Below are 20,179 nucleotides of genomic sequence, written 5' to 3'. Positions count from 1 at the left end.
GCCGCAGACGTTCTGTCAGAAGAAATCGTCTACCAGAAAGTTACTGCAATCCCCCGATTCCCCCGAATAGGTGAGCGGCAATTCCATTTTGGGGGTTGACAGTCGTCTACCATGCGCGGCATTGTTGTCCGCAGATGGTTGACACCAAGACGTCTACCAACAAAGATAGGAGAACCAGAAATGGCCGCTCGCCGCAAGCGCTGGCCCCAAGGAGCCTGGATGAAACTCACGTCGCCCGACACACTCAAGGCGCTGATGGATCAGAAGAACTTCAGCTACGAGCGCATGGCCCGATACGCCGGATGCTCTAAATCGTTCATCAGCCACCTCACCTCAGGGCGGAAGGCGAGCTGCTCGCCCTTGCTCGCCGAGAACATCGCGGAGGCACTCGAGGTCCCCTTGTCGATTCTTTTCGTCGAGTCGCCGTCCGCAGTTCGCGTACAGTCCGTCAGCGAAACGCGGAGGATGTCAGCATGAGCGTCACCGACGCTGATCTGTTCTGGCCGCAGGTCCAGAAGACCGCATCCTGTTGGCTCTGGACCGGAACCGGGAGCGGGCGAGCAAAGCGGTACGGCCTATTCGCTCGGCGCGGTCAACGGGTGCTAGCGCACCGATGGGCATGGGAGGCGCTTCATGGCCCCATCCCAGATGAACTGACAATCGACCACCTGTGCCGAGTCACGCGATGCGTCAATCCGGAACATCTTGAGGCCGTCACCCGCGAAGAGAACAGTTCGCGCGGCTGCCGCTTTACGGGGATCTCGCACTGCGTAAAATGGCCACGAGTTCACGCCGGAGAACACGTACATCCGAAAGCGCCGACAGGGCGGGCGCGATTGCCGGACCTGCCACCGCGAGCAAGTCGCTGCCGCAAGGACAAGGAGAGCCGCATGAACAAGCTGCACACCATCGAGGACGTTGCGGAGCATTTCGGCCTCACTCGTGAGCAAGTCGTCAGAAAATGCTCCAGCTCGATCTCGCCGTGGCCGCACATGAGACCTGTCAGCCGCAAGGCCGACACTTGGCGCTTTTCTGACGAGGACATCGAGACCATCGAGCAGCGCATCCGCGTCCGTCAGATGGCCCAGGACTCGTGGGGTCGCACGACGAGGCGGTCGGCATGAGCGTCAACCTCGCAACTGGCGAGATTCTGGACGCCGAGTTCGACGAGAGCCTGAGCGCCGAGGATGCCCGCATCCTGACCGATCAGATCCGTCAGACACTTCGAGTCGGCCACGACCTGATCATCCGAGCCTTCCAGGGTAGGGCTTGGTCCGCTCTCGGCTACGCGACATGGGACGCCTATTGCGCTGGCGAGTTCAACGAAGCCCGCATGGTGCGCCTCGACCGCGAACAGCGACTGGAGATCGTCGCCGAGATGCGGCAGGCGGGAATGAGTACGACGACCATCGCGTCGGGGATCGGCGTCTCCAAGAGCACGGTCCACAACGACCTTCCAGTTTTGGAAGCTCGGGGCTACGACCTTCCGGACCAGATCATCGAAACGGGCGGCAGGTCGCGCACAGCGACAAGCGCCGGTTCCGGCGACTACCGCAAGGAGCCAGCGCCCCAGCGCGCCACCCGACGCGCACCGCTGACGGACTTCGCGTTCGACGCCAGCACCGACCTACTCAAGGTCGCCGAGCGGCTGTCACGCGTACTCGCCGACGACCGCTTCAAGGACAACCGCACCGCCATCTCGCAACAGGCGGGCGGACAGATCAACCGGTCTATGGAGTTGATCGCGCAATTCAGCACGGCCCTCAAAAGCGAAGCGACGCCCTAGTCACCAAACCAGACGTCGCTTCACAACTCACAAGGAGAATACCAATGGCTACCCCGATCACGAAGAACGCCAAGAAGACGATCGACACGCAGATGGTCAAGATCGACGCCAAGACCGCTCAGGCGTGGCTCGACGAGTTCAACACCCACAACCGCAACATCCGCGCCCCGCACGTCACCTCCCTTGCTCGCGACATGGCGGCTGGTCGGTGGACGTTCAATGGAGCGCCGATCGTGTTCGCAGCAGACGGAACTCTTCTGGACGGGCAGCACCGTCTCGCTGCGATCGCGAAGGCGAAGTGCGCGATCCCGTTCCTCGTCATCCGAGGAGTGTCTGCCGAGTCGCAGCACACGATGGACACCGGCTCTCGCAGATCGGCGGCAGATGCCTACTCGCTCGCGGGTCGCGGCAACCATGCTGGCCGAGCAACCGCCGTTGCTCGCTTCGCCCTCATCATCGAAGACAAGGTCGACAACGAGAAGGTCTCGACCGCTGAGCTGTTCGAGTACCTCGACAAGAATCCGTTGATCCTCAAGTGCGTCGAGTCCAACGGCGCTCGGTGGAACGGCACGGGGATGACGCCGCGCGTCTACGACTACTGCACCTGGCGCCTGACTGAGATCGACGAGGCCGACGCCACGCAGTTCTTCACCTCGCTCAAGGAATTGACCGCGCTCCCCGAAGGCTCGCCGATCATGGCGCTGCACAAGCGGTTGCTGGTGCGATCGGGCAACGGCACTTTGCGCAAGCAAGCTCGACGCAGAGGCTCAGGTGTCGCTCGTCTTCCGGGCATGGAACGCGTGGCGTGAGGGTCGCGACCTGATCCGACTCCCCGCAGTCTCCCGTGCTGGCGGTCACATCAGAATCCCGATCCCAGCATGACCCGCCGCCTCAACTCCTTCAACCATCCGTGCGGCTGTCGTGTCTGGCGTTATCGCAGCAGGTGGCTCCCGTCGTCGACCTGCACATCCCACGCCGACAAGCCCGTCCCTACAGCCCTCGACTATCTCCGTCGCCTCACCCAGAAAGCGATCGCATCATGAGTCTGATCATCCATGCCGTCTCCCCTGATCACCACAGCATCCGTTCCATCTGTGGCGTCCTAATCGATGGCGTGTCGGCAACCGGTCATCACCCGCCGATCGAACCTCGTGGCGACATGCCGGCGTGCGGCGAGTGCATCGCATTGACGGAGGATGCGCCCCGCACGCGCACCCCCGACTACCCCTACCTCTTTGGTCGCGCCGAATCGTTGGCCGAGCTCGCCATCAACGAAGCGGCCGACGCGGGAACACTGCCAGCCACTATCCGCTTCATGCGCGAACGGCTGGACGAGATCCGATCGCAGGCCACTGCATGATCACCGTCGCAACCTTCGTCAACACCTACGCGGACGGCATCGCGGCAGTCGCCATCGTCGCGGTCCTGGCTGTCACATGGCTCGTCGATCGTCGTCGGGAGGTGTCGGCATGACCTTAGTCGTCGTCGCCATCAACCGCCCGCTTGTCACCTGCGCGAACATCGAGGATCAACGCCGTGCCGAGATCGAGGAGGGGAAACAGTACTCCCGCTGCAACGAAGAGAGCTTCGCCTTCAGCAAGCCCGCCGTCAATTCCCACTATCGCGACGAACATCCCGGCGATTGCGACGAGCATCGTGAGCGCGAGCGACGCCCCGGCAATGGTCGCATCTTCTCGAACAAACAAGCGCCTTTCCACAAGGACGGCAAGCAGGAGCACGGGAATTATCTGCGCAAGGGCAGCGCATTGATCAGAAGTCAGGTCCATAGTCCCGAATCCTCCCAGAGCGGAGGCTCGTCATGACCCACGTCTTCCCACCGCCACCAAGTACGACCGCAACATCGGAGCCGCTGCCGGGCATAAACGGGCTTGAGGATGACACCGCACCCTCAAACAGCAAGGCGAAGGCCATGCTCATCGCGAGTGGCTGCGACCAGATGACGGCTCGTCGGCTCGTCGTCGAGTACCGCGCTGAGGTTGAGCGTGGCATCTCGTGGCGCGAATCCCTCGATCGGATGATGCGCGAGTTACCGCTGGGCAATCGTCGCGCTCGCAAGGTTCAGACTCGCGGCTGGCGGGTGGCGTCGTGAGGATCAACTTCTGGCTCGTCTTCTATTTCGCCGGATTCGCGCTGTCGATCGGCTCCTATCTCGATAGCCGCAGTTCACTCGATGCTGCTTTCGCGATCTTCTTCGGCCTTCTGATCGCCGCCCGCTTCTTCTCGCGCCGCTAACCCTCCCCCACCCCACCGCCCGACGTCACCCGACGCTCGGTCGAATCGCTCTGCCCGAAAGGAATGCACATGACACGCACACCGATTGCCTACGACAGAATCCAGGTCGGCGACACCGTAGAGGCCGAGTCGAACGGAATGACCACGCGATTCGCCATCCGCCGGGTCGACGGAAATCGCGTATATGCGGATACCGACGACGCGTTCTTGTACGCCGACCTCAATGCGTGGTTCCTCATCAACCGCCCAACCCTGCCCGTCACCCTCCCGACCGAGCCGACGTTGGGCTGGGTCACCTGTGCGCCGCTCATTACCGGCCCGCCGCAGCGGCATCTGGGGGTGACTTTCGATGCCGGGTCATGCGTGCGCCTGGCTCGATGCGACAGCACGATCAAGGCCGACCGCGTCACCGCCTTCACTCCCGCAAGCGCCGTGCCAACCGAGGCCCTGGGCGAGTTGCGGAAGTACCGAGACTCTCTCGACCCCGAACCCATGACTCCCGCCGTCCGCCGCATCGACAAGTTCCTCACCGCCGTCACCGAGGCCAACTCATGAGCCGCCCGACAATCACGGCGCAACTGATCGCAGCGGCCATCGTCGCGGCGCATCAGGTTGCCATCGCCAATCTGGCCGTGCGGTATCGGACCGAGAGGGGGCAGGGATGAGCACGGGAACTGCACTCCGCGATGAGGCATTCACTCATCTCGACCTGTCCGACACGAATGACGAGAACGCGCTACTGCGTGAAGCAATCGTCAAGCCGGCCAACTCCGCGACACCTTCTCGGCCAACGACCTGCCGCAGTTCGTCCGCGATCGCACCGAGTCCAACCGTCGCGGACGCATGTTCCATCAACTTCTCGATGAGTCCGTGATCGAGGAAGTCGGCATGGTCCGGTCATCCAATCCCAGAGCGCACGGCAAGCGCGTTCTCACCTACCGGCTTAGAAGGGTCGCGCCATGAGGATCTGGATCGCTGGACGAGACAAGCCGCACCGCTGCCCGAACTGCTGGGGCTGCTCATGGGCCGACTCGCGGATCCGTTCTCGTACCTGGCGCATCTCGAAGTGGCTCCCCCGGCGCTGCGGTCGTTGCCACCACCTGACCGTCACCACCTTCCCGAGCCGCATTCACGAGAAGCGGCTCACTCTCAGAAAGGCCACCTCGTGAGCGCACCACTCAACCTCACCCCGACCCAGGTTGCCCATCTCGCCGAGTTCATGAAAGTCGCCAGCCGGGCAACGGCAGGGACCGGCGTTCGCATCGAGGGCTACGGGGCCGAGAGTCTCACGGTCGGCGATGTCACTGTCGGCATCCGATGGGACGACGACGCGTGCGAGTACACCCTCAACGATCGGATCGGCTCGTGACCACGCTCAACGACGCTGCGGTTGAGGCTGCGGCGGATGTTCTGCTCGTCGTGGCAGTCGCTCTCGCGGTGCGCACGGCGATCCTTGCCGCACTGCTGATTGCCGCACAGGCAGCCAGCGTCCGTCGGATCGTTCCGTGGCAGACCTCGCTCTGGATGACAGCGGTGGCATTCACCGGATGGGTGATCCTGCGATGACCCCCCAAGCCGCCATCACCTACCTCGCCATCACCACCGCCTTCATCGCCGCAATGGCCGGTTTCCGCATCCCCGACTGGCACATCGTCGCCGAATGCGCGGTGGCTGTGACCGAGGTGCCGTTCGTCTGGTTTGTCGCGCTGCCGGTGGTCGTGGTCATCGGCTTGGACTCGTTGGCGGGGAGGCGGTCGGCGTGAGTGCGTTCGACCACGGAATGCTCAACCTCCCACTCGGCCATCGTGGACGCGGCAAGTCCATCGAACGAACCATCGACGACGCCGTGAAGGAAATCGCCGCCGAGAAGCGCGCCGAGAATGAGCGGATCAAGCTCGCGCGTCGCGAGGCACTGAGGGCCGAGAAGTTGCGGAAGAAGTTCACTGCCGAAGATCTCGCTACTGCACGCATCGTCAGCGACGGATTCGGGTGGCATCGAGTCGTCCGGGTCAATGCGAAGTCCGTGACCATCACCGGGATGCACTCGCCAACGGAGCGCATCCCCATCAGCCAGATCACCAAGTGGCGCTAACCGATCGCCCACCCCAACCAATCATCAGGCCGTCCATCCGGGCGGCCTTTGTCGTATCCCCAAGCACAGGAATGAGTTTCTCATGAAGACCCACAAAGCCACCTTCTATGCGCAGGTCAAGGCCAAGCGCGGCTACGGCACTCGCAATCCTGATACCGGGCTGCGCCCTGTCAGCGAAATCCGCCTCGCAAAGACCACGCAGTCATATCCGGGCACCCGCGACACCGACACGGTCATCGTGAAGTTGACCGTCGAGGTGCCGGACACGGCGTTCGATCCGCTGCTGCCAAACGCGGTCGTCACAATCCCGGAGGGCATGACGGTTCACCCGATTGCAGTCGAGGCCGATGACGCGAACGAGGTCTCCGAATGACCACCGTCACCATCACCCTCGAAGCGCCGAAGTTCAGCAGATCCCCCGGCTGGACTCCTAGCGCCGTCGTCAAGCTGATCGAAGCGTCACTCGCCGACAACTGCGACCTGCCTGGACTCGCCATCACCGGGATCGAGGTCGACCAGTGAACGCGGCGGTTGGTCGGCACTCGCGCGAGTACTCGATCGGCGAAGAGGCGTTCGTTGCAGACCTGGACTACCGACCCAAGCATCGCGGACACGTTCACACCATCGTCCGCGCCGAGTCCATCAACCGACTCCGCGCGCACCTCTCGTCGGCGCTTCCATGCCCGATCGTGCGATCAGTGCTGGCCGAGTTCGATCAGGTGGCCGCAGCATGATCGCACTCGAAATCGCAATGGCAGTCGTCCCCATCGCGCTCGCCCTGACCGTTGTCGTCGCCGCGTTCGTCGTGGTGGTCCGCATCTCCGACCGCCAAGTGTCCGGCAAGGGATTCGCCGACATGTACCTGCGACACCGGGACCCACATGCCGACGACGACCGCGATGCCATGCGGAAAGCGAGAGGTCTATGAGAGCGCTCCTGGTGATCAGCGGACTCGTTGCGATCGGGATCTGGATTGGGGAGGTGTGGCCGGGATGAGCAACCTGACCCTGACCGACCTGTTCTGCGGTGCTGGCGGATCGTCGACTGGCGCCCTCAGCGTTCCTGGCGTGTCTGTTCGACTCGCTGCCAATCATTGGGATCTCGCCATCGAGACCCATAACGCCAACCATCCCAACACTGATCACCTGCAGGCCGACATCTCGCAGACCGACCCCCGATACATCCCGACGACCGACATGCTCTGGGCGTCACCAGAGTGCACTAACCACTCGCGCGCCAAGGGTAAGAAGAAGCCAACCAATCAGCCTGACCTGTTCGGCGACATCTTGCCGGACGCCGCGGCCGAACGATCCAGGGCAACCATGTGGGACGTCGTTCGCTTCACCGAGGTGCACAAGTACCGCGGCATCATGGTTGAGAACGTCGTCGAGGTTGTCGACTGGCTCCTCTGGGATGCCTGGATTACCTCGATGCACGCGCTCGGCTACGACCACCGCGTCGTGTCGATGTCTTCGATGCACGCTCAGTCCCGCGGCCTTCCAGCCCCACAGGCTCGCGACCGCGTGTACGTCGTGTTCTGGCTCAAGGGCGAGCGCGCACCCGATCTTGATCGGATGCAGCGCCCGAAGGCTTGGTGCCCATCGTGCGACGAGCTCGTGGATTCCATGCAGACATGGAAGCGCGCGAACGCGATCACGGGCCGCTATCGACAGCAGTATGTCTACCGCTGCCCCAAGCACTGGTGCCGCGGCCAGATCGTCGAACCGGGATGGCTTCCGGCACTCTCGTTCATCGACCTGTCGAACACCGGAACGCGGCTTGGCGATCGCGCCAAGCCGCTGGCCGAGAAGACGATGCGACGGATCAAGCATGGTGTCGAGAAGTTCTGGGCGCCACTGCTGATCGAGACGGCGAACGGCTACGACGCCGCCGACCCAAAGCACCCGCGCCACATGGACCCCGCGTCCTACTGGCGAGCATGGGCCGCATCAGATCCGGTTCGCACGATGCATACGAGCGAGTCGAAAGGGCTCGTTCTGCCGCCGCTGGCCGTTCCAGTCGAGGGTCGCGAGGGCAAGATGCCGTGGTCGACGGACGCAGCGATGCGGACGATGACAACGCGATCCGAGACGGCGCTGATGATGCCGCCGCTGATCGGTGAACTGAGGGGCGGCGGCTCGACTGCGCGCCTCGCTTCCGATGCGCTGGCAACCGTCACGGCATCGGGTAACCACCACGCGCTGATTACGTCCTACTACGGCAGTACTGAGGGCGCGACATCGTCCGATAGTGCGTTGCCGACCGTCACCACTCATGAGCGACACGCGCTGGTGATGCGCATGAACAACAACCCCGGCGCCGATCAGTCGTCTATGACGACCGATGCCAGAGAGCCAGTACGCACCGTCACCACGACCGGGCATCAGGCGGTCATGACTGGCCGAACGATCAACCTCGACGACATCCGATTTCGGATGCTCGAACCGTCCGAGATCAAGCAAGCGATGGCATTTCCAGCCGACTACGAGATGCGCGGCAACCGTCGCGAGCAAGTGAAGCTCTCGGGCAATGCCGTCACACCGCCAGCCGCACGCGACCTCATCGCCTGTGTCGCCGAAGCAATCACAGGAGAAGCCGCATGACCACGACCAGAGAAGGACGAGATGAGTGATGTCGATATCTCACCGGGGATCTACGACGGGATCAGCAACGCCGAGTACCACCAGTCCCAAGCACTATCGGCGTCCGGGATGAAGTTGCTGCTCGAAGCGCCGGCCAAGTTCGACCACGCTCGCAAGAATCCCGTCTTCAAGGACGTGTTCGACTTCGGAAGCCTGTGGCACAAGCTCGTCTTCCGCGACGACGTCGAGCGGTTCGTCATCATCCAGAAGAAGGATAAGACGGGTGCGATCGTCGACTCCGACAGCCGCGACACTGTCTACGCCAAGGCGCACATAGCCGAGATCCGGGAGTCGGGTGCGATACCAGTCCTGGCGGCCGAATTGACCAAGGCGCAAGCGATGGTCGAGGCGTTCTGGGCCAACCCGCGCGCCAAGGAGTATGTCGACCTCGCTGGCGGGGCGGTCGAACAATCTGCGTTCTGGGTCGACGAGCGGAGCGGTGTTCAAACTGCGGGCGCGCTTCGATCTTCTGCCCAACCCGGTCGAAGGCAAGCCGTTCCGGATCGTTGATGGCAAGACCGCTGCGTCATCGGAGCCGCGCACATGGCTGCGAAGCGCCGCCGACTACGGGATGCACATCCAAGAGGCGCTGTACCGCCGAGCCGTCCGCGAGTTCGGCCTCAACCCAAGACCGGAATTCATCTTTCGCGATCCAAGAGAAGACGGCGCCCTATCTCGTGTCGTTCGTCCGACTCGCACCACGCACGCAAGAGATCGGCGACCACCTTGTCGAGAAGGCGATCGCCACCTTCAAGCACTGCGCCGAAACCGGCGACTGGTCTGGCGGATACGTCGATGACGTGTTCGTGGATGACCTTCCCGCCTACTACACCAACAGATTCGAGGGAGTTGCATGAGCAAGCTCGTCACCAGAAAGCCCACAGGCAAACCGTCCTGGCCGATCCTCCTGCTCGCAGGCGGTGAGAAGTGCGGCAAGTCCTACTCGGCAGCTGCGCTATCGGCCTCCGACCTGATCGACCGGACCTTCTACCTCGAAGTTGGCGAAGGGTCCGCAGATCAGTACGGCGCGCTTCCTGGCGCCCGCTACGAGATCGTCCAGCACGACGGCACGTACAACTCGTTGCTCACTGCTGCTCAGGCGATGGTCGCCGAACCTCGTCGCGGCGCGAAGCCGAACGCGATCATTGTCGACTCGATCACCGAACTGTGGGACTTGCTTGGTAATGAGCAAGCCGCGATCGCCAAGGGGCGTGGCAAGACTGTCATCACGATGGATCAGTGGAACGCCGCCAAGAAGAAGTGGCGCGTGTTCTTCGACGCGCTACGGGCGCACAACGGCCCCGTCATCCTGACCGCTCGCTACGAACTCGTCACCGTCATGGATGAGGCCGGCAAGCCCACCAAGGAGAAGGAGTGGAAGGTCCGGGCCGAGAAGAACACCGCCTACGAGGTTGACGGCATCATCCAGATCCCGAAGCCGCGTGAGTTCTATATCGCCGGGATGCGGACGCTGAAGTTCGAGGTGCCGATCGGTGGCAACCTGCGACTCCCTCCGAACTTCTCCCTCGACTGGTTCCTCCGCGAGCTCGGCATCGCTGGCAACGAAGGCGTCCGCGAGTATGTCGCGCCCACACTCGACCAAGCCGAGATCGACGCTGCCGCCAATGACCACTGGGACTCCCCCGCGAACGAAGGGCAGGCGTCATGAGAACCAAGCGCAAGTACGCACACGAGCTTACCCGCATCCGGATGAAGGCGAGGTTCGTCGCTCGCCGTTGAGGTGCCGTACCTGTATGCGATGGCGACTGGGCACGCAGTCTTCGGCACCGACTGGTTCGAGCTCTGGTCGCCCGAGCTAAGAAGACCGACCCGGACCGGGCCGCGCTGACCATCAGGCTCACCACCGCCAGGACGATGGAGATGATCTACCTTCGCCAGCGGGCACTACTCGCCGACGCGCTCTTGCAAGGCATGGGCGGGCAAGAGGCGTGGGAGTGGGCCGAATCCCGCATGGATGAGTCGGGCGAATGGATCTACGAGCGAGCCGAGCATTACGGCGTCCCGATCGAGCAGATCAAGCCCTACCCGGTCGTCGCTGAACGCGATCGCCACGACCACCACGACGCACCTGATGAACGGGGCTGGCAAACCTCGCACCGAGTCGAGGGCAAGGAATCCGAGTGCCTCGAATGCTGCGAGCCGGAAGCCGAGGCCACCTCATGACCTGGATCAACGACATCCACACCACCTGCGGACTCAACGCCGACGAGCACGACTGGTCCGAAGAGACCAAGCGCCACGTCTGCCCGGCATGGCTCACAGAAAGGAGTGCCGCATGAGTCACATCGTTGACGTCCAGTCCTTCATTGGCGCCGGACAGCGCAACCATCGACCCGCGTGCAGCACTTGCCCCTGGGTCGGCCCGACAACGTCAGATAGACAGTCGGCCCGGGATGCGGCGGCGGCCCATAGCCTGACGGGGCGACGACCATGAGAATCCTCGCCATAGACCCAGGCTCAACAGAATCCGGATGGGTGCTGATCGACTCCGATCGGCGCCCATTGTCGTTCGGGAAGACGCGCAATGACGAGTTGGCTGCGATGCTGCGAGTTCCCGAGCACGAGGTCGAAGCGGACCTTGTAGTCATCGAGATGGTCGCCTCCTATGGCATGCCCGTTGGTGCCGACGTCTTTTGAGACCTGCGTGTGGATCGGACGCTTCCTCGAGAAGGCGACGGAATGGATTAGTCCTGACGTCGACCTCATCAAGCGCAACCCGGTGAAGGTTCACCATTGCCACAGCGCGAGGGCCAAGGACTCGAACATCATCCAGGCCCTCGTCGACCGATTCGCACCCGGCCAGAAGAACCACGGCAAGGGCACTAAAGCCGAGCCGGGATTCTTCTACGGCTTCAAGGCTGACATCTGGCAGGCGATGGCACTGGCTGTGTACGCGGCTGACATGGCGGACGGGGTGACCGATGCCACCACGTAGGTATCCCGAAGCCGAGACGGTCCTCACCGGTGGCGAGTGGGTGACGCGAGGACTCATTCGAGTCTGGGTGCCAGCCGAAGAGGTTGAGTCACCAGAAGATTTCGAGGCCATCTCTGAGCCCGAGGTCAAGAAGCCGAAGGATCGCACCAGCCCATGCCCGACATGCGACGGACTCAAGAGTAAGGCGTCAAAGGTGTGCAGCAAGTGCTACACCGCCAAGCAGGTCAAGGCGATCAGACACGGCACAGTCAGCGGCTATCAGGCTCACCGACGGCGAGGGAAACGACCCTGCCAGAAGTGCATGCGAGCCAGCCGCATCGCCAGCGCAAAGCACCGCAAGAAGAAGGCGGAAGCGCTAGCAGCCGTCGACAACACACCTATCGAAATCACAGAAACGAGAGCAGCATGACACTCCCCGCCATCACGGGTGAATTCCGAGTAGTCGGAGATCCCGTCCTCAAGTTCGTCGGACCAGAGAACAAGGCTGTTGTCACCGTCCGGGTCGTCGCCTCCCGATCAATCAAGAACCAGTCCGGCGAATGGGAGAAGAAGGCCGAGATCTGGGCCAACGCCGAAGCGTGGGAGGACCACGCTGCAGGCCGTCGCGGCGATCGTGAAAGACAAGGACATCATCTCCGTCACCGGCCAGCGAGACGCGCGAGTACGACCGCAAGGACGGCGGCAAGGGGTCGTCGAACGAGATCAGGTACGCGAAGATCGCCGTCGTTCCGCCGCGCCTCCAGCAGGGTCAGCAGCAGCCCCAGACCCAGCAGTCGAACGGCTGGGGTCAGCAGAGTCAGGCGTCGGCGGATCCTTGGTCGACTCAGCCTGCGACGAATCAGGAAGCGCCGTTTTGAGCGCCGAGATCCGCAAGGCTGAACGCCTTGCATGGCGCGAACGACTCAAGGAGGATTTCGCGAGCATCCTTGAGCGCGGCATCCACACCGTCGAGTCATCCGAAGACGGTGGACCACTGGGCAATGCAGCCTGGTGCGATCACATCCACGACACGATCCGCGCGGCCACTGGGAAGCCGATTCCTTGGCTAGCGATCGAGTTGGCCATCCTACTCGATCGCATGGTTCGCGAGGCCGAACTACTCGAGTCACCAAATGACTAACCACCCACCACCACACCACACCAACCCCCGAGGGCGCTGCGATTCGTCGCCGCGCCCTTTGTTGCTTCTCGGGGCAGACGAGAGAGGACGAGGGGATGAGTGCAGAACGATTGAGGGAAGCCGCACGGGTGCTGCGGGAAGGCGCTGAAGGTGCCATCGAGAGCCTGCATGGGTCGCGCGACTGGCACGGGATCGGCACTGGATACAGGACGCCGATCGAGGGCCACATCCAGAACATGTCACCGACTGTCGCGCTCGCAGTGGCCGACCTACTGGAAGAGGTTGGAGCGTGGCGCGAGGAGGGGCTCGGACTGATCCCTGAGGGCAATCTCGGCGACGCGTGGCTTGAGGTCGAGAAGCGCGGCAAGCAGACCGCCGACATCATCCTTGGACCTCCCGCATGACCACCCAGCGCCCAACCTGGCCGCGCGACAGGGCCGACATCCTCGCCGACTACCGAGAACTCATTGGCTACGGGGTCACGCACGAGCAAGCCGCCGTGAGAGCCGGATCGACGGTCGAGGAGGTCGATCGGATCTTGCAGGCCGAGGAGCGTCGGAAGTGGTATCGGAGCGCGAAGACTAGGGAGGTGGTGGCGGGATGAGTGAGCAATTCACGAAGGTTCACGACGGTCGTTCGCGCGGCTACTCCTGGACAGGTCCGAAGTGGGCGTGCGACACCTGTGGGCGAAGTGGCTACAGCGATCCAAGTCGGTCGCACGGCTACAACCAATGGTTCACGGCCTGCGAGCGCGGACACTCTCCGTGCGAGTGGTGTGGTCGCCAATTGACGCTGCGGCTCGACGGGACACCCCGAGTCCACAGCCGCTGCAAAGAGCGTCCGGACGAGGCCGAGCTACTGCGACTCCTCGCGGCCGAGGTGGTTGCGGATGTCCGACTCGGCGTTCGCGGCCCACTCACATCCACGTCGATGGCGGTCCTGGATCGGCTGACGAGATCAATGCCAAGCGAGGTCGTGACACATGGCTAGAGACCACGCACGCATCCAAGTGAGGCGGTGGCACGACCCCGATTTCCGGAGTCTGGCAGCCGATGCGCAGCACATGTACGACACGATCCTGAGCCAGCCAGGACTGTCATACGCGGGCGTCCTGGACTACATTCCGGGCCGCCTTGCGAGCCTCGCGAAGGGCAATTCTGCGAAGAAAGTTGAGGCTTCTGTCGAAAAACTCGTTGTAGCACGCTTTGTAGTAGTCGACGAGGCGACGGCAGAGCTTCTGATCCGGTCCTTTGTTCGTCACGATGGCGTACTTGCGAGGGCCAATATGGGCAAGGCGGTGGCACGCGCTTACGGCAAAGTGCTCTCGCCAAAGGTGCGCAACGCGGTGCTCGATGAACTGGCGCGAGCATACAACGAGGGCGAAAGTCACTCTGGTCTCAGCGGTTTTGCTGACATCGAGCCTGATGCGATGGCCGATGTCATCGAACGTGCAGAACGGATCGCATCGTGAATGGGATCCCGATGCCATTGGGGATCCCATTGCCAATGGCATCGGGGATCGGATCAGGGGTCGCATTGGGGGTCCGGTACCCAACTCCCCTACCCCATACCCCCTACTCCCTTCCCCGCTCCCCGTTTCGAGTCCAAGACCTGCACCTGCAGCGTCCAGTTACTAGAGCGGCTGGGAGCGAAACGGCAGGGGCAGGCGGATGAACGAAATCGAAGCCAAACGCATCGCCGCTGTCGTCTCGATCATCCGGCCCGAATGGCGTCAAGGACTCGTCATGACAGTGCTTGGTGACGAACGGCTACGACATCGCGTCTACGAAGACGTTCTCGTTGCCGCCGTCGCTTGCTACTCCGACACGACCACCGTCAAGCCCGGGCGCATTCACGAACCGGGGCGATGGTGGCTGACGAGGTCGGCATCAGCGGCGGTCCCCACGGTCCGCACCATCACCGACGACGACTGCGACATCTGCACGCGGCCCGAACACGCTCACCCCATCGAGCCGTTCGAGCCTCACGAGTACGTCAGACGCAACAGCAGCGGTCTGGGGACGCCGCCAACCCCTGAGCAACGTGCAGCCATCGACGAGGCGGTTGCACGAGCCCAGGCCGCAACCACCGCCGCGCGAGAAACGGAGGATCATGACCGCCCAAGTCGACCTGTTCGGCATCGAACCCAGGGTCGAGCCAGAGCCACCCCGCGAGACGGAGCGAACGATGCTCGATCGACTCAACGCCCGATACGACAAGCGCATCACCAACGGCAACTGGTCGGGGCCGAAGTTCTTCGAGCGAGCATGTGTCGATCGGGCTGGGATGGGATCGAACTCGAATCTGCGACTTCATGGCAGTCGACATGCACTCGGCGAGTCATGGTTCATGGCAAGACCCCGATCGCTGGTGGATCAAGGCCCCGATCTTCCACGGTCACGAGGTCAAGGTCTCGCGGTCGGACTGGCTGACCGAACTGCGCGACCCGACCAAGGCCGAGACATTCCCGCCGGCACATGCACTTCTGGTGGCTCGTCGTCTCGGACAAGTCGATCGTTCGCGATGACCTACCCGAGGGCTGGGGACTGATGGTCAAGTCCGGCGACAAGTTGCGGGCGCTGGTCAAGCCGACGCCGAACCTCGAACCGGAGCCGATGCCCAACGGCCTGATCGGGTCACTGCTGCGAGCGACGCACGCGACCGAGCAAGCCATCACCGCCGCGAAGGAAGCGGCAACCCGCGCGCGAGACCCCGTCAGAGGGGCTGGCACGAGAGCGGAGGAGCTTGTGAGCATCAGCGGATCGATCGAAGTCAACGGCCAAGAGGTCGGCCACTGGGAGGCGTCTCGCGTTGAGACGGGGGCTGTGAACACCTACGCCTGCGTCGTCGACTGGACGCCCAAGGACTGGGTGCGATGGAACGGCCAGCGCTACCCGTTCTGGTCGGGCGGAAGGCGTGCCAACGGCGGTAAGGAGATAACCCACGCCCACCGGCACGCCTTCGTACTGAGCACCGCGAGGAAGACGGGGCCGTAGCCCTGGCGGCCAAAGTACTCGCCAACTCGATGGCCGACCCGTCCCCCACCAGCCGAGCCACCAACCGATCGAGGAGGCGAAGGCATGAGTGAGTTGACCCAAGCCGACATCGACGCGGCCGAGAAGCGTGGTCGAGCGATCGGGACAGCCAACGCGTCGCGGCGATTCTCGGAGTCGCTACCCGAAGCGATCCGGCAACAGAAGAAGGAGATCGCGTCGGCCGAGGGTGTCGCCTGGGCTGGCTACACCTACGACGACGCCGAGACCGCAAACCCGTACCGCACCACCACTACCAAGGAGACGACGCCATGACGACACCGACCACACCGCTGGACTTGGATGCGATCGCCGCCGTGACTCCGTGCGCGTGTAGCGCCCAGCGGGACCGCGCCCAGCGAGCCGAGGCCGAACGTGACGCCGCGATCGCTCGGGCCGAAGAGGCTGAGGCGAAGGTGGCGGACGCCTACGAATCGGATGGCTCGATGGACACGAGGCTGCGGACGGAATTCACGAATACGACGAATCATCGAATCCCTTCCTCGCCGCACTCACCGAGGTGCAGGCAGGCGCTGGGGAGGGGGTGCACGATCTGTCCACACCTCCTGATTGCTGGATGCGATCACGACAGCCCATCCGCGCCCGTCGATGACCGCGAGGCGCTGGACAAGGCGCTGGACGCATATGCAGACCTCGCCGTCGAGACGATCGAGTTCCAGGCCCGCAGGCCGGACAAGACCGCGATCCATGCCGCCATTGATGAGTACGCCAAGGCGGTGCAGGCATGAGCGCGCGGGAGGACGTGATCGAGGCCGTGGCTCGTCGGCTCTGCCGTCTCGATGGAGCGACGGATGAAGACGAGCCGATGACTTGGCAGTCCGGTGAGGAGCGCGAGCCTGCGTGGAAGGACTACACCGGACCTGCTCACGAGGTGTTGGAGGAGGTCGAGGGCTCCGACTGGCTCGCCAAGCATGACGCCGAGGTCTACGGGCGAGTCCACTTCCCGGTGCGACTGTGTCCCAACGTTGGGACCACCTCACTGCCACGCCTGCGAGATCGGGACGCCCGTCGAGTGGGCCGACTGTGTGACGGTCGCCGAGGTCGGGGCTAAGGCGCTGCGGGATGCGGCTGAGGCCTACGGCCACTACGCCCAGGCCAACGGAGCCGAGATCGTCAACTGGCTCCGCCGACGCGCCGCCCGCGCCACCACGACGGCGGAGGTGGGGACGGATGGCGAACTGTAAGCCGGGTTGCGACTCGACCACGCGCCATGTAGTCGAAATCGCTGGCTTGAGGCCGCTGAGGCGATCCGACCACCTACCACCGAGACCAACGAAGGAGCGAGAAATGGCTAGGACGCCAGGAACGATCAAGGTCAAGATCGACACCACAGGTTTAGCCCGGTTTGTCGAGGCGATGAAGGAGGCCCGCATCGGGATCGGCATCAGAGCGCGACAGTCGGGACGAGCGGTCACTCGCGAGATTCACCAGGCGCAGCGCAATATGCTGACCGGGCCGGTATCCGACGGACGCCGTGAGATCTAGGCGATCGGTCGACGCGAGATGGCTGCGGCGATCGCGGAGTTCAAGGCGCGGCAGTCGGACGATCGATACCCCAGCAGCTCAAGACACCGCCGATCATTGACGGCCAGGTCGTCATCGGCAGCGCGAATCCATACCGACGAGACCATGAATGGAGTTGGGGATGAGCGGCGCCTACGAGGATCTGCGGACCGCGATAGGCAAATGCGACGACGGCGGCGCGATCGTGACGCACTTCATCACAGTTGCCGAAGTCATCCAGTCAGACGGATCAGCGACGATCCAAACCATCAGCGACGTCGACCACGCATGGCAGGTGCTCGGGATGCTGCACCACGCCTTGCTGATCGCAGAGCGCGACAAATACGGGGACAGCGAATGACCATCACCTACTGCGCGAACTGCCAGATCCACATCGCCGGACCAGGTGGACTCTGCGGAGTCTGCGCGCCACGACCACGATCGACAAGCGGCAACACGACGGAGGTTCGCGAATGAGACGCATGCGGGGAAATCGGGAGGGTCTTGCCATGACGGCGAGGCCCTTTGTTGGTTCTGGGGACGGGGAGAACGCATGACGAACGACTGGAATACCAAAGACGCCAAAGTGTCAATCGCGCGAAGACTCAGAGAGATCCAATCACTACACCTCGACCTATGGGCCGAAGCTCTCTACCGACACTCAGACCGAGACATGCCAGGCGGCGACGCCATGAACATGCTCGGACCAATCGCCAACGTCGAAGCATGGCAACACAGGTACGAAGCAGCCGAAGCCAAAGCCAAAGACGGCGACGCAGAACTACCCGCCTACATCCAAGACCAACTCGACGTCGAAACACACCCACTACTCGTCCTGTCGTCATGGGAAGACCTCGTGCGCGAAGAACGAGGACAACCATCCGACCTCAACGCAACAGTCCCTCGCGCAGTCGGCTACCTACGCGACTCGCTCGACTGGATGTGCCGTGTCGACACCTACGACCGAATGGAATGGCTCGGAGTCGACGCCATCGCCACCGACCTGGCAAGGGTGCAATCGGCTGTCGAGAACGTCCTACACGCCGGCATGCGTGTCGACCGAGGAGCAGACTGCCTCACCTGCCACCAGCCACTCATCCACGAATGGGCCGGCAACCACCACAACCCGAAGACGCTCGAGGACGATCGTTGGACCTGCAAGCCATGCGGGGGAAAGCTCGACCTACGCGCAGTACCTCAAAGCGCTGGAGACCGAGTACCTCTCACGTGCCACATGGCTCTCAGCGGACTACATGCTGCTTCGGTACGACATCCCAGTCGGCACACTGCAAGGCTGGGCTTCCAAGGGCCACGTCCGCAAACGGCTCAACATCCACACCAGTCGCATGACCTACCACGTCGCCGAAGCCGTGACGAGAAGGGACGAACGAGCAACGGCGGCCTGACACCCGTCGAGATTCTTGACATCAAGAATCTTTTGCTGGAAGATTGAAGCACGGCCACCCATCCCTGGATGAGGTGGCCTTTGTCGTTCCAGGACGGGGCCGATCGAAACGCGGCCTCGCTCTGGATGACGGATGCCCGTACGCTCAACTGGCAGAGCACCGGTCTCCAAAACCGGAGCGTCGAGGTTCGACTCCTCGCGGGTATGCCAACGACTCGGAGGTGACCCTGATGGCCGCAATCGTCAGGGTCGCCGATGGCGTGCGCACTGACCTCGCTGAGATGGTTGAGATCGCACGATCCATCACACTGATGCTGGGCGAAGGCGGGCTGAGTAGATCGCAGCGCGCCCGGTTGGCAGCCGACTATGCCGACGCCCATGCCGAGATCAACGAACTCCTCGGCTGTGAGTAAGCGCGTCTGCCTCGAGCCCGGCTGTCCGACACTGATTGAAGCAGGGCGAGGGCGCTGCGTTGACCATGCTCGCGCGAAGGAGAAGGCGCGAGGGTCGAGCACTGAACGTGGTTACGGGTCACGACATCAACGCGACCGAGAGTCATGGCGACCAAGCGTCGAGGCCGGTTACGTCAGGTGCAGACGTTGTGACCAGTTGATACCCGCTGGAGCGCCGTGGGATCTCGGGCACCCAGACCGCGACTGCGCCAAGCCGACAGCGCCCGAGCATCGGCACTGCAACCGAGCGACGAGCGGGCGCTAACTAACTGAACAGAATCCAATGCTGAGCCCCGTGTCGCGCTAACGACCGGGGCTCTGGTCATTCCCAGGAAGGGGAACGACATGCCCAAGGGTAGCTCAGACTCGCGCACCAAGATCTGCGCGCAAGATGATTGCGGCCGATTCGTTAGAGCCCGAGGCTTGTGCTCGACGCACTACAACCGGATCGTGATGGCTGAGCGTCGGCACATCAAGGTCGAGGTCGCCTGCGTCATCTGCGGCACTACCGTCATCCGCACTAGCGACAAGCGATATCAACCCACATGCTCGGGCGAGTGCAGGGCTGCCGTCCAGTACGGCGCGGCATCGCGGGACATCGCGCCATATGACTGGCGCACCGACGCCATGCAGCGCGCACGCAAACATGGGTGCTCGGTCATCGAAGACTTCGACCGCTACGAGATCTTCGAGCGGGACGACTGGACATGCCAGCTCTGCGGTGTCCGCTGCGGTCAGCCTGACGCCTATGACAAGGGTGCCGCGACCATCGACCACGTGATCGCCTATGCCAATGGTGGTCAGCACACGCGCGCGAACACGCAGACCGCATGCCTGTCGTGCAACTCATCGAAGCAGGCGAACCCGGTCGAAAAGCGGGCCGCCTGACCTCCCGATGAGGGACCGTCTGACCTGTG

Annotated in this window: 36 protein-coding genes and 1 tRNA gene; all 37 read left to right on the top strand. The window is 63.1% G+C overall.

What is annotated here, in order from left to right:
• Positions 1–219: 219 nt before the first annotated feature.
• The 37 genes from ACHMWU_RS04090 to ACHMWU_RS03910 all read left to right on the top strand — a co-directional run bounded on the left by ACHMWU_RS04090 (position 220) and on the right by ACHMWU_RS03910 (position 20,150).
• Positions 220–477 (top strand): helix-turn-helix domain-containing protein, encoded by a 258-nt coding sequence (locus ACHMWU_RS04090; RefSeq protein WP_396041759.1) that lies wholly within the window; start codon positions 220–222, stop codon positions 475–477.
• Positions 474–1,124 (top strand): HNH endonuclease signature motif containing protein, encoded by a 651-nt coding sequence (locus tag ACHMWU_RS04085; RefSeq protein WP_396041758.1) that lies wholly within the window; start codon positions 474–476, stop codon positions 1,122–1,124. Before ACHMWU_RS04090 ends, ACHMWU_RS04085 begins: the two co-directional genes overlap by 4 nt.
• Positions 1,121–1,786 (top strand): hypothetical protein, encoded by a 666-nt coding sequence (locus tag ACHMWU_RS04080; RefSeq protein WP_396041757.1) that lies wholly within the window; start codon positions 1,121–1,123, stop codon positions 1,784–1,786. Before ACHMWU_RS04085 ends, ACHMWU_RS04080 begins: the two co-directional genes overlap by 4 nt.
• A 44-nt stretch (positions 1,787–1,830) precedes the next feature.
• Complete coding sequence (locus ACHMWU_RS04075) at positions 1,831–2,595, top strand: hypothetical protein (protein WP_396041756.1); 765 nt, start codon at positions 1,831–1,833, stop codon at positions 2,593–2,595.
• Positions 2,596–2,825: 230 nt separating this feature from the next.
• Entirely contained in the window at positions 2,826–3,146 is a 321-nt protein-coding gene (locus ACHMWU_RS04070; RefSeq protein WP_396041755.1) for a hypothetical protein, read from the top strand.
• Positions 3,147–3,255: 109 nt separating this feature from the next.
• Positions 3,256–3,609, top strand: coding sequence for a hypothetical protein (locus ACHMWU_RS04065; RefSeq protein ID WP_396041754.1), 354 nt, complete (start codon positions 3,256–3,258; stop codon positions 3,607–3,609).
• Positions 3,610–3,892: 283 nt separating this feature from the next.
• The gene (locus ACHMWU_RS04060; protein ID WP_396041753.1) at positions 3,893–4,039 is read left to right on the top strand and encodes a hypothetical protein; all 147 of its coding nucleotides are present in this window, start codon (positions 3,893–3,895) and stop codon (positions 4,037–4,039) included.
• Positions 4,040–4,108: 69 nt separating this feature from the next.
• Positions 4,109–4,594, top strand: coding sequence for a hypothetical protein (locus ACHMWU_RS04055; protein WP_396041752.1), 486 nt, complete (start codon positions 4,109–4,111; stop codon positions 4,592–4,594).
• Positions 4,595–5,204: 610 nt separating this feature from the next.
• Positions 5,205–5,408, top strand: coding sequence for a hypothetical protein (locus ACHMWU_RS04050; protein WP_396041751.1), 204 nt, complete (start codon positions 5,205–5,207; stop codon positions 5,406–5,408).
• Positions 5,405–5,605, top strand: a complete 201-nt coding sequence (locus ACHMWU_RS04045; RefSeq protein WP_396041750.1) for a hypothetical protein — start codon at positions 5,405–5,407, stop codon at positions 5,603–5,605. The genes ACHMWU_RS04050 and ACHMWU_RS04045 overlap by 4 nt, the downstream gene beginning before the upstream one ends.
• On the top strand, positions 5,545–5,802 hold the full coding sequence (locus tag ACHMWU_RS04040; RefSeq protein WP_396041749.1) for a hypothetical protein: 258 nt from the start codon (positions 5,545–5,547) through the stop codon (positions 5,800–5,802). The genes ACHMWU_RS04045 and ACHMWU_RS04040 overlap by 61 nt, the downstream gene beginning before the upstream one ends.
• Positions 5,799–6,131, top strand: a complete 333-nt coding sequence (locus tag ACHMWU_RS04035; protein ID WP_396041748.1) for a hypothetical protein — start codon at positions 5,799–5,801, stop codon at positions 6,129–6,131. Before ACHMWU_RS04040 ends, ACHMWU_RS04035 begins: the two co-directional genes overlap by 4 nt.
• A gap of 82 nt (positions 6,132–6,213) precedes the next feature.
• A complete protein-coding gene (locus ACHMWU_RS04030) occupies positions 6,214–6,504 on the top strand; it encodes a hypothetical protein (protein ID WP_396041747.1) in 291 nt (96 codons plus the stop codon).
• Positions 6,501–6,653, top strand: coding sequence for a hypothetical protein (locus ACHMWU_RS04025; RefSeq protein ID WP_396041746.1), 153 nt, complete (start codon positions 6,501–6,503; stop codon positions 6,651–6,653). Before ACHMWU_RS04030 ends, ACHMWU_RS04025 begins: the two co-directional genes overlap by 4 nt.
• Positions 6,650–6,865 (top strand): hypothetical protein, encoded by a 216-nt coding sequence (locus ACHMWU_RS04020; protein WP_396041745.1) that lies wholly within the window; start codon positions 6,650–6,652, stop codon positions 6,863–6,865. The genes ACHMWU_RS04025 and ACHMWU_RS04020 overlap by 4 nt, the downstream gene beginning before the upstream one ends.
• The gene (locus ACHMWU_RS04015) at positions 6,862–7,059 is read left to right on the top strand and encodes a hypothetical protein (RefSeq protein WP_396041744.1); all 198 of its coding nucleotides are present in this window, start codon (positions 6,862–6,864) and stop codon (positions 7,057–7,059) included. Before ACHMWU_RS04020 ends, ACHMWU_RS04015 begins: the two co-directional genes overlap by 4 nt.
• Positions 7,013–8,734 carry a DNA cytosine methyltransferase gene (locus ACHMWU_RS04010; RefSeq protein WP_396041743.1) on the top strand — a complete coding sequence of 574 codons (1,722 nt, stop codon included), beginning with the start codon at positions 7,013–7,015 and terminating at the stop codon, positions 8,732–8,734. The genes ACHMWU_RS04015 and ACHMWU_RS04010 overlap by 47 nt, the downstream gene beginning before the upstream one ends.
• 21 nt (positions 8,735–8,755) lie before the next feature.
• Positions 8,756–9,283: a hypothetical protein gene (locus ACHMWU_RS04005; RefSeq protein WP_396041742.1), complete on the top strand. Its 528-nt coding sequence runs from the start codon at positions 8,756–8,758 to the stop codon at positions 9,281–9,283.
• 167 nt (positions 9,284–9,450) lie between these two features.
• The gene (locus ACHMWU_RS04000; protein ID WP_396041741.1) at positions 9,451–9,630 is read left to right on the top strand and encodes a hypothetical protein; all 180 of its coding nucleotides are present in this window, start codon (positions 9,451–9,453) and stop codon (positions 9,628–9,630) included.
• On the top strand, positions 9,627–10,442 hold the full coding sequence (locus ACHMWU_RS03995; RefSeq protein WP_396041740.1) for an AAA family ATPase: 816 nt from the start codon (positions 9,627–9,629) through the stop codon (positions 10,440–10,442). Before ACHMWU_RS04000 ends, ACHMWU_RS03995 begins: the two co-directional genes overlap by 4 nt.
• 206 nt (positions 10,443–10,648) lie before the next feature.
• Positions 10,649–10,957, top strand: coding sequence for a hypothetical protein (locus ACHMWU_RS03990; protein WP_396041739.1), 309 nt, complete (start codon positions 10,649–10,651; stop codon positions 10,955–10,957).
• Positions 10,958–11,269: 312 nt separating this feature from the next.
• Complete coding sequence (locus ACHMWU_RS03985; RefSeq protein ID WP_396041738.1) at positions 11,270–11,431, top strand: hypothetical protein; 162 nt, start codon at positions 11,270–11,272, stop codon at positions 11,429–11,431.
• A gap of 7 nt (positions 11,432–11,438) precedes the next feature.
• Complete coding sequence (locus ACHMWU_RS03980; protein ID WP_396041737.1) at positions 11,439–11,729, top strand: hypothetical protein; 291 nt, start codon at positions 11,439–11,441, stop codon at positions 11,727–11,729.
• Positions 11,730–12,582: 853 nt separating this feature from the next.
• Positions 12,583–12,849: a hypothetical protein gene (locus ACHMWU_RS03975; protein WP_396041736.1), complete on the top strand. Its 267-nt coding sequence runs from the start codon at positions 12,583–12,585 to the stop codon at positions 12,847–12,849.
• A gap of 95 nt (positions 12,850–12,944) precedes the next feature.
• Complete coding sequence (locus tag ACHMWU_RS03970; protein WP_396041735.1) at positions 12,945–13,253, top strand: hypothetical protein; 309 nt, start codon at positions 12,945–12,947, stop codon at positions 13,251–13,253.
• The gene (locus ACHMWU_RS03965; protein ID WP_396041734.1) at positions 13,250–13,453 is read left to right on the top strand and encodes a hypothetical protein; all 204 of its coding nucleotides are present in this window, start codon (positions 13,250–13,252) and stop codon (positions 13,451–13,453) included. The genes ACHMWU_RS03970 and ACHMWU_RS03965 overlap by 4 nt, the downstream gene beginning before the upstream one ends.
• A 459-nt stretch (positions 13,454–13,912) precedes the next feature.
• Entirely contained in the window at positions 13,913–14,320 is a 408-nt protein-coding gene (locus tag ACHMWU_RS03960; protein WP_396041733.1) for a hypothetical protein, read from the top strand.
• A gap of 843 nt (positions 14,321–15,163) precedes the next feature.
• Entirely contained in the window at positions 15,164–15,376 is a 213-nt protein-coding gene (locus tag ACHMWU_RS03955) for a hypothetical protein (protein ID WP_396041732.1), read from the top strand.
• Between the two features lie 22 nt (positions 15,377–15,398).
• The gene (locus ACHMWU_RS03950; RefSeq protein WP_396041731.1) at positions 15,399–15,845 is read left to right on the top strand and encodes a hypothetical protein; all 447 of its coding nucleotides are present in this window, start codon (positions 15,399–15,401) and stop codon (positions 15,843–15,845) included.
• Positions 15,846–15,929: 84 nt separating this feature from the next.
• Positions 15,930–16,157, top strand: coding sequence for a hypothetical protein (locus ACHMWU_RS03945; RefSeq protein WP_396041730.1), 228 nt, complete (start codon positions 15,930–15,932; stop codon positions 16,155–16,157).
• On the top strand, positions 16,154–16,630 hold the full coding sequence (locus ACHMWU_RS03940) for a hypothetical protein (protein WP_396041729.1): 477 nt from the start codon (positions 16,154–16,156) through the stop codon (positions 16,628–16,630). Before ACHMWU_RS03945 ends, ACHMWU_RS03940 begins: the two co-directional genes overlap by 4 nt.
• 237 nt (positions 16,631–16,867) lie before the next feature.
• Positions 16,868–17,086, top strand: a complete 219-nt coding sequence (locus ACHMWU_RS03935) for a hypothetical protein (protein ID WP_396041728.1) — start codon at positions 16,868–16,870, stop codon at positions 17,084–17,086.
• A 461-nt stretch (positions 17,087–17,547) separates the two neighbouring features.
• Positions 17,548–17,766 (top strand): hypothetical protein, encoded by a 219-nt coding sequence (locus ACHMWU_RS03930; protein ID WP_396041727.1) that lies wholly within the window; start codon positions 17,548–17,550, stop codon positions 17,764–17,766.
• Between the two features lie 192 nt (positions 17,767–17,958).
• Positions 17,959–18,858: a hypothetical protein gene (locus ACHMWU_RS03925; protein WP_396041726.1), complete on the top strand. Its 900-nt coding sequence runs from the start codon at positions 17,959–17,961 to the stop codon at positions 18,856–18,858.
• 85 nt (positions 18,859–18,943) lie between these two features.
• Positions 18,944–19,020 (top strand) — tRNA-Trp (locus tag ACHMWU_RS03920).
• A gap of 11 nt (positions 19,021–19,031) precedes the next feature.
• Positions 19,032–19,223 (top strand): hypothetical protein, encoded by a 192-nt coding sequence (locus ACHMWU_RS03915; RefSeq protein ID WP_396041725.1) that lies wholly within the window; start codon positions 19,032–19,034, stop codon positions 19,221–19,223.
• Positions 19,224–19,685: 462 nt separating this feature from the next.
• Complete coding sequence (locus tag ACHMWU_RS03910; RefSeq protein WP_396041724.1) at positions 19,686–20,150, top strand: HNH endonuclease; 465 nt, start codon at positions 19,686–19,688, stop codon at positions 20,148–20,150.
• Positions 20,151–20,179: the final 29 nt, after the last annotated feature.

It is taken from the genome of Aeromicrobium sp. UC242_57, assembly GCF_044452305.1.
In the GTDB taxonomy this organism is placed as follows: Bacteria; Actinomycetota; Actinomycetes; order Propionibacteriales; family Nocardioidaceae; genus Aeromicrobium.
The sequence above is the reverse complement of the archived record's forward strand: the minus strand, read 5'-3'. Positions and strand labels throughout refer to the sequence as shown.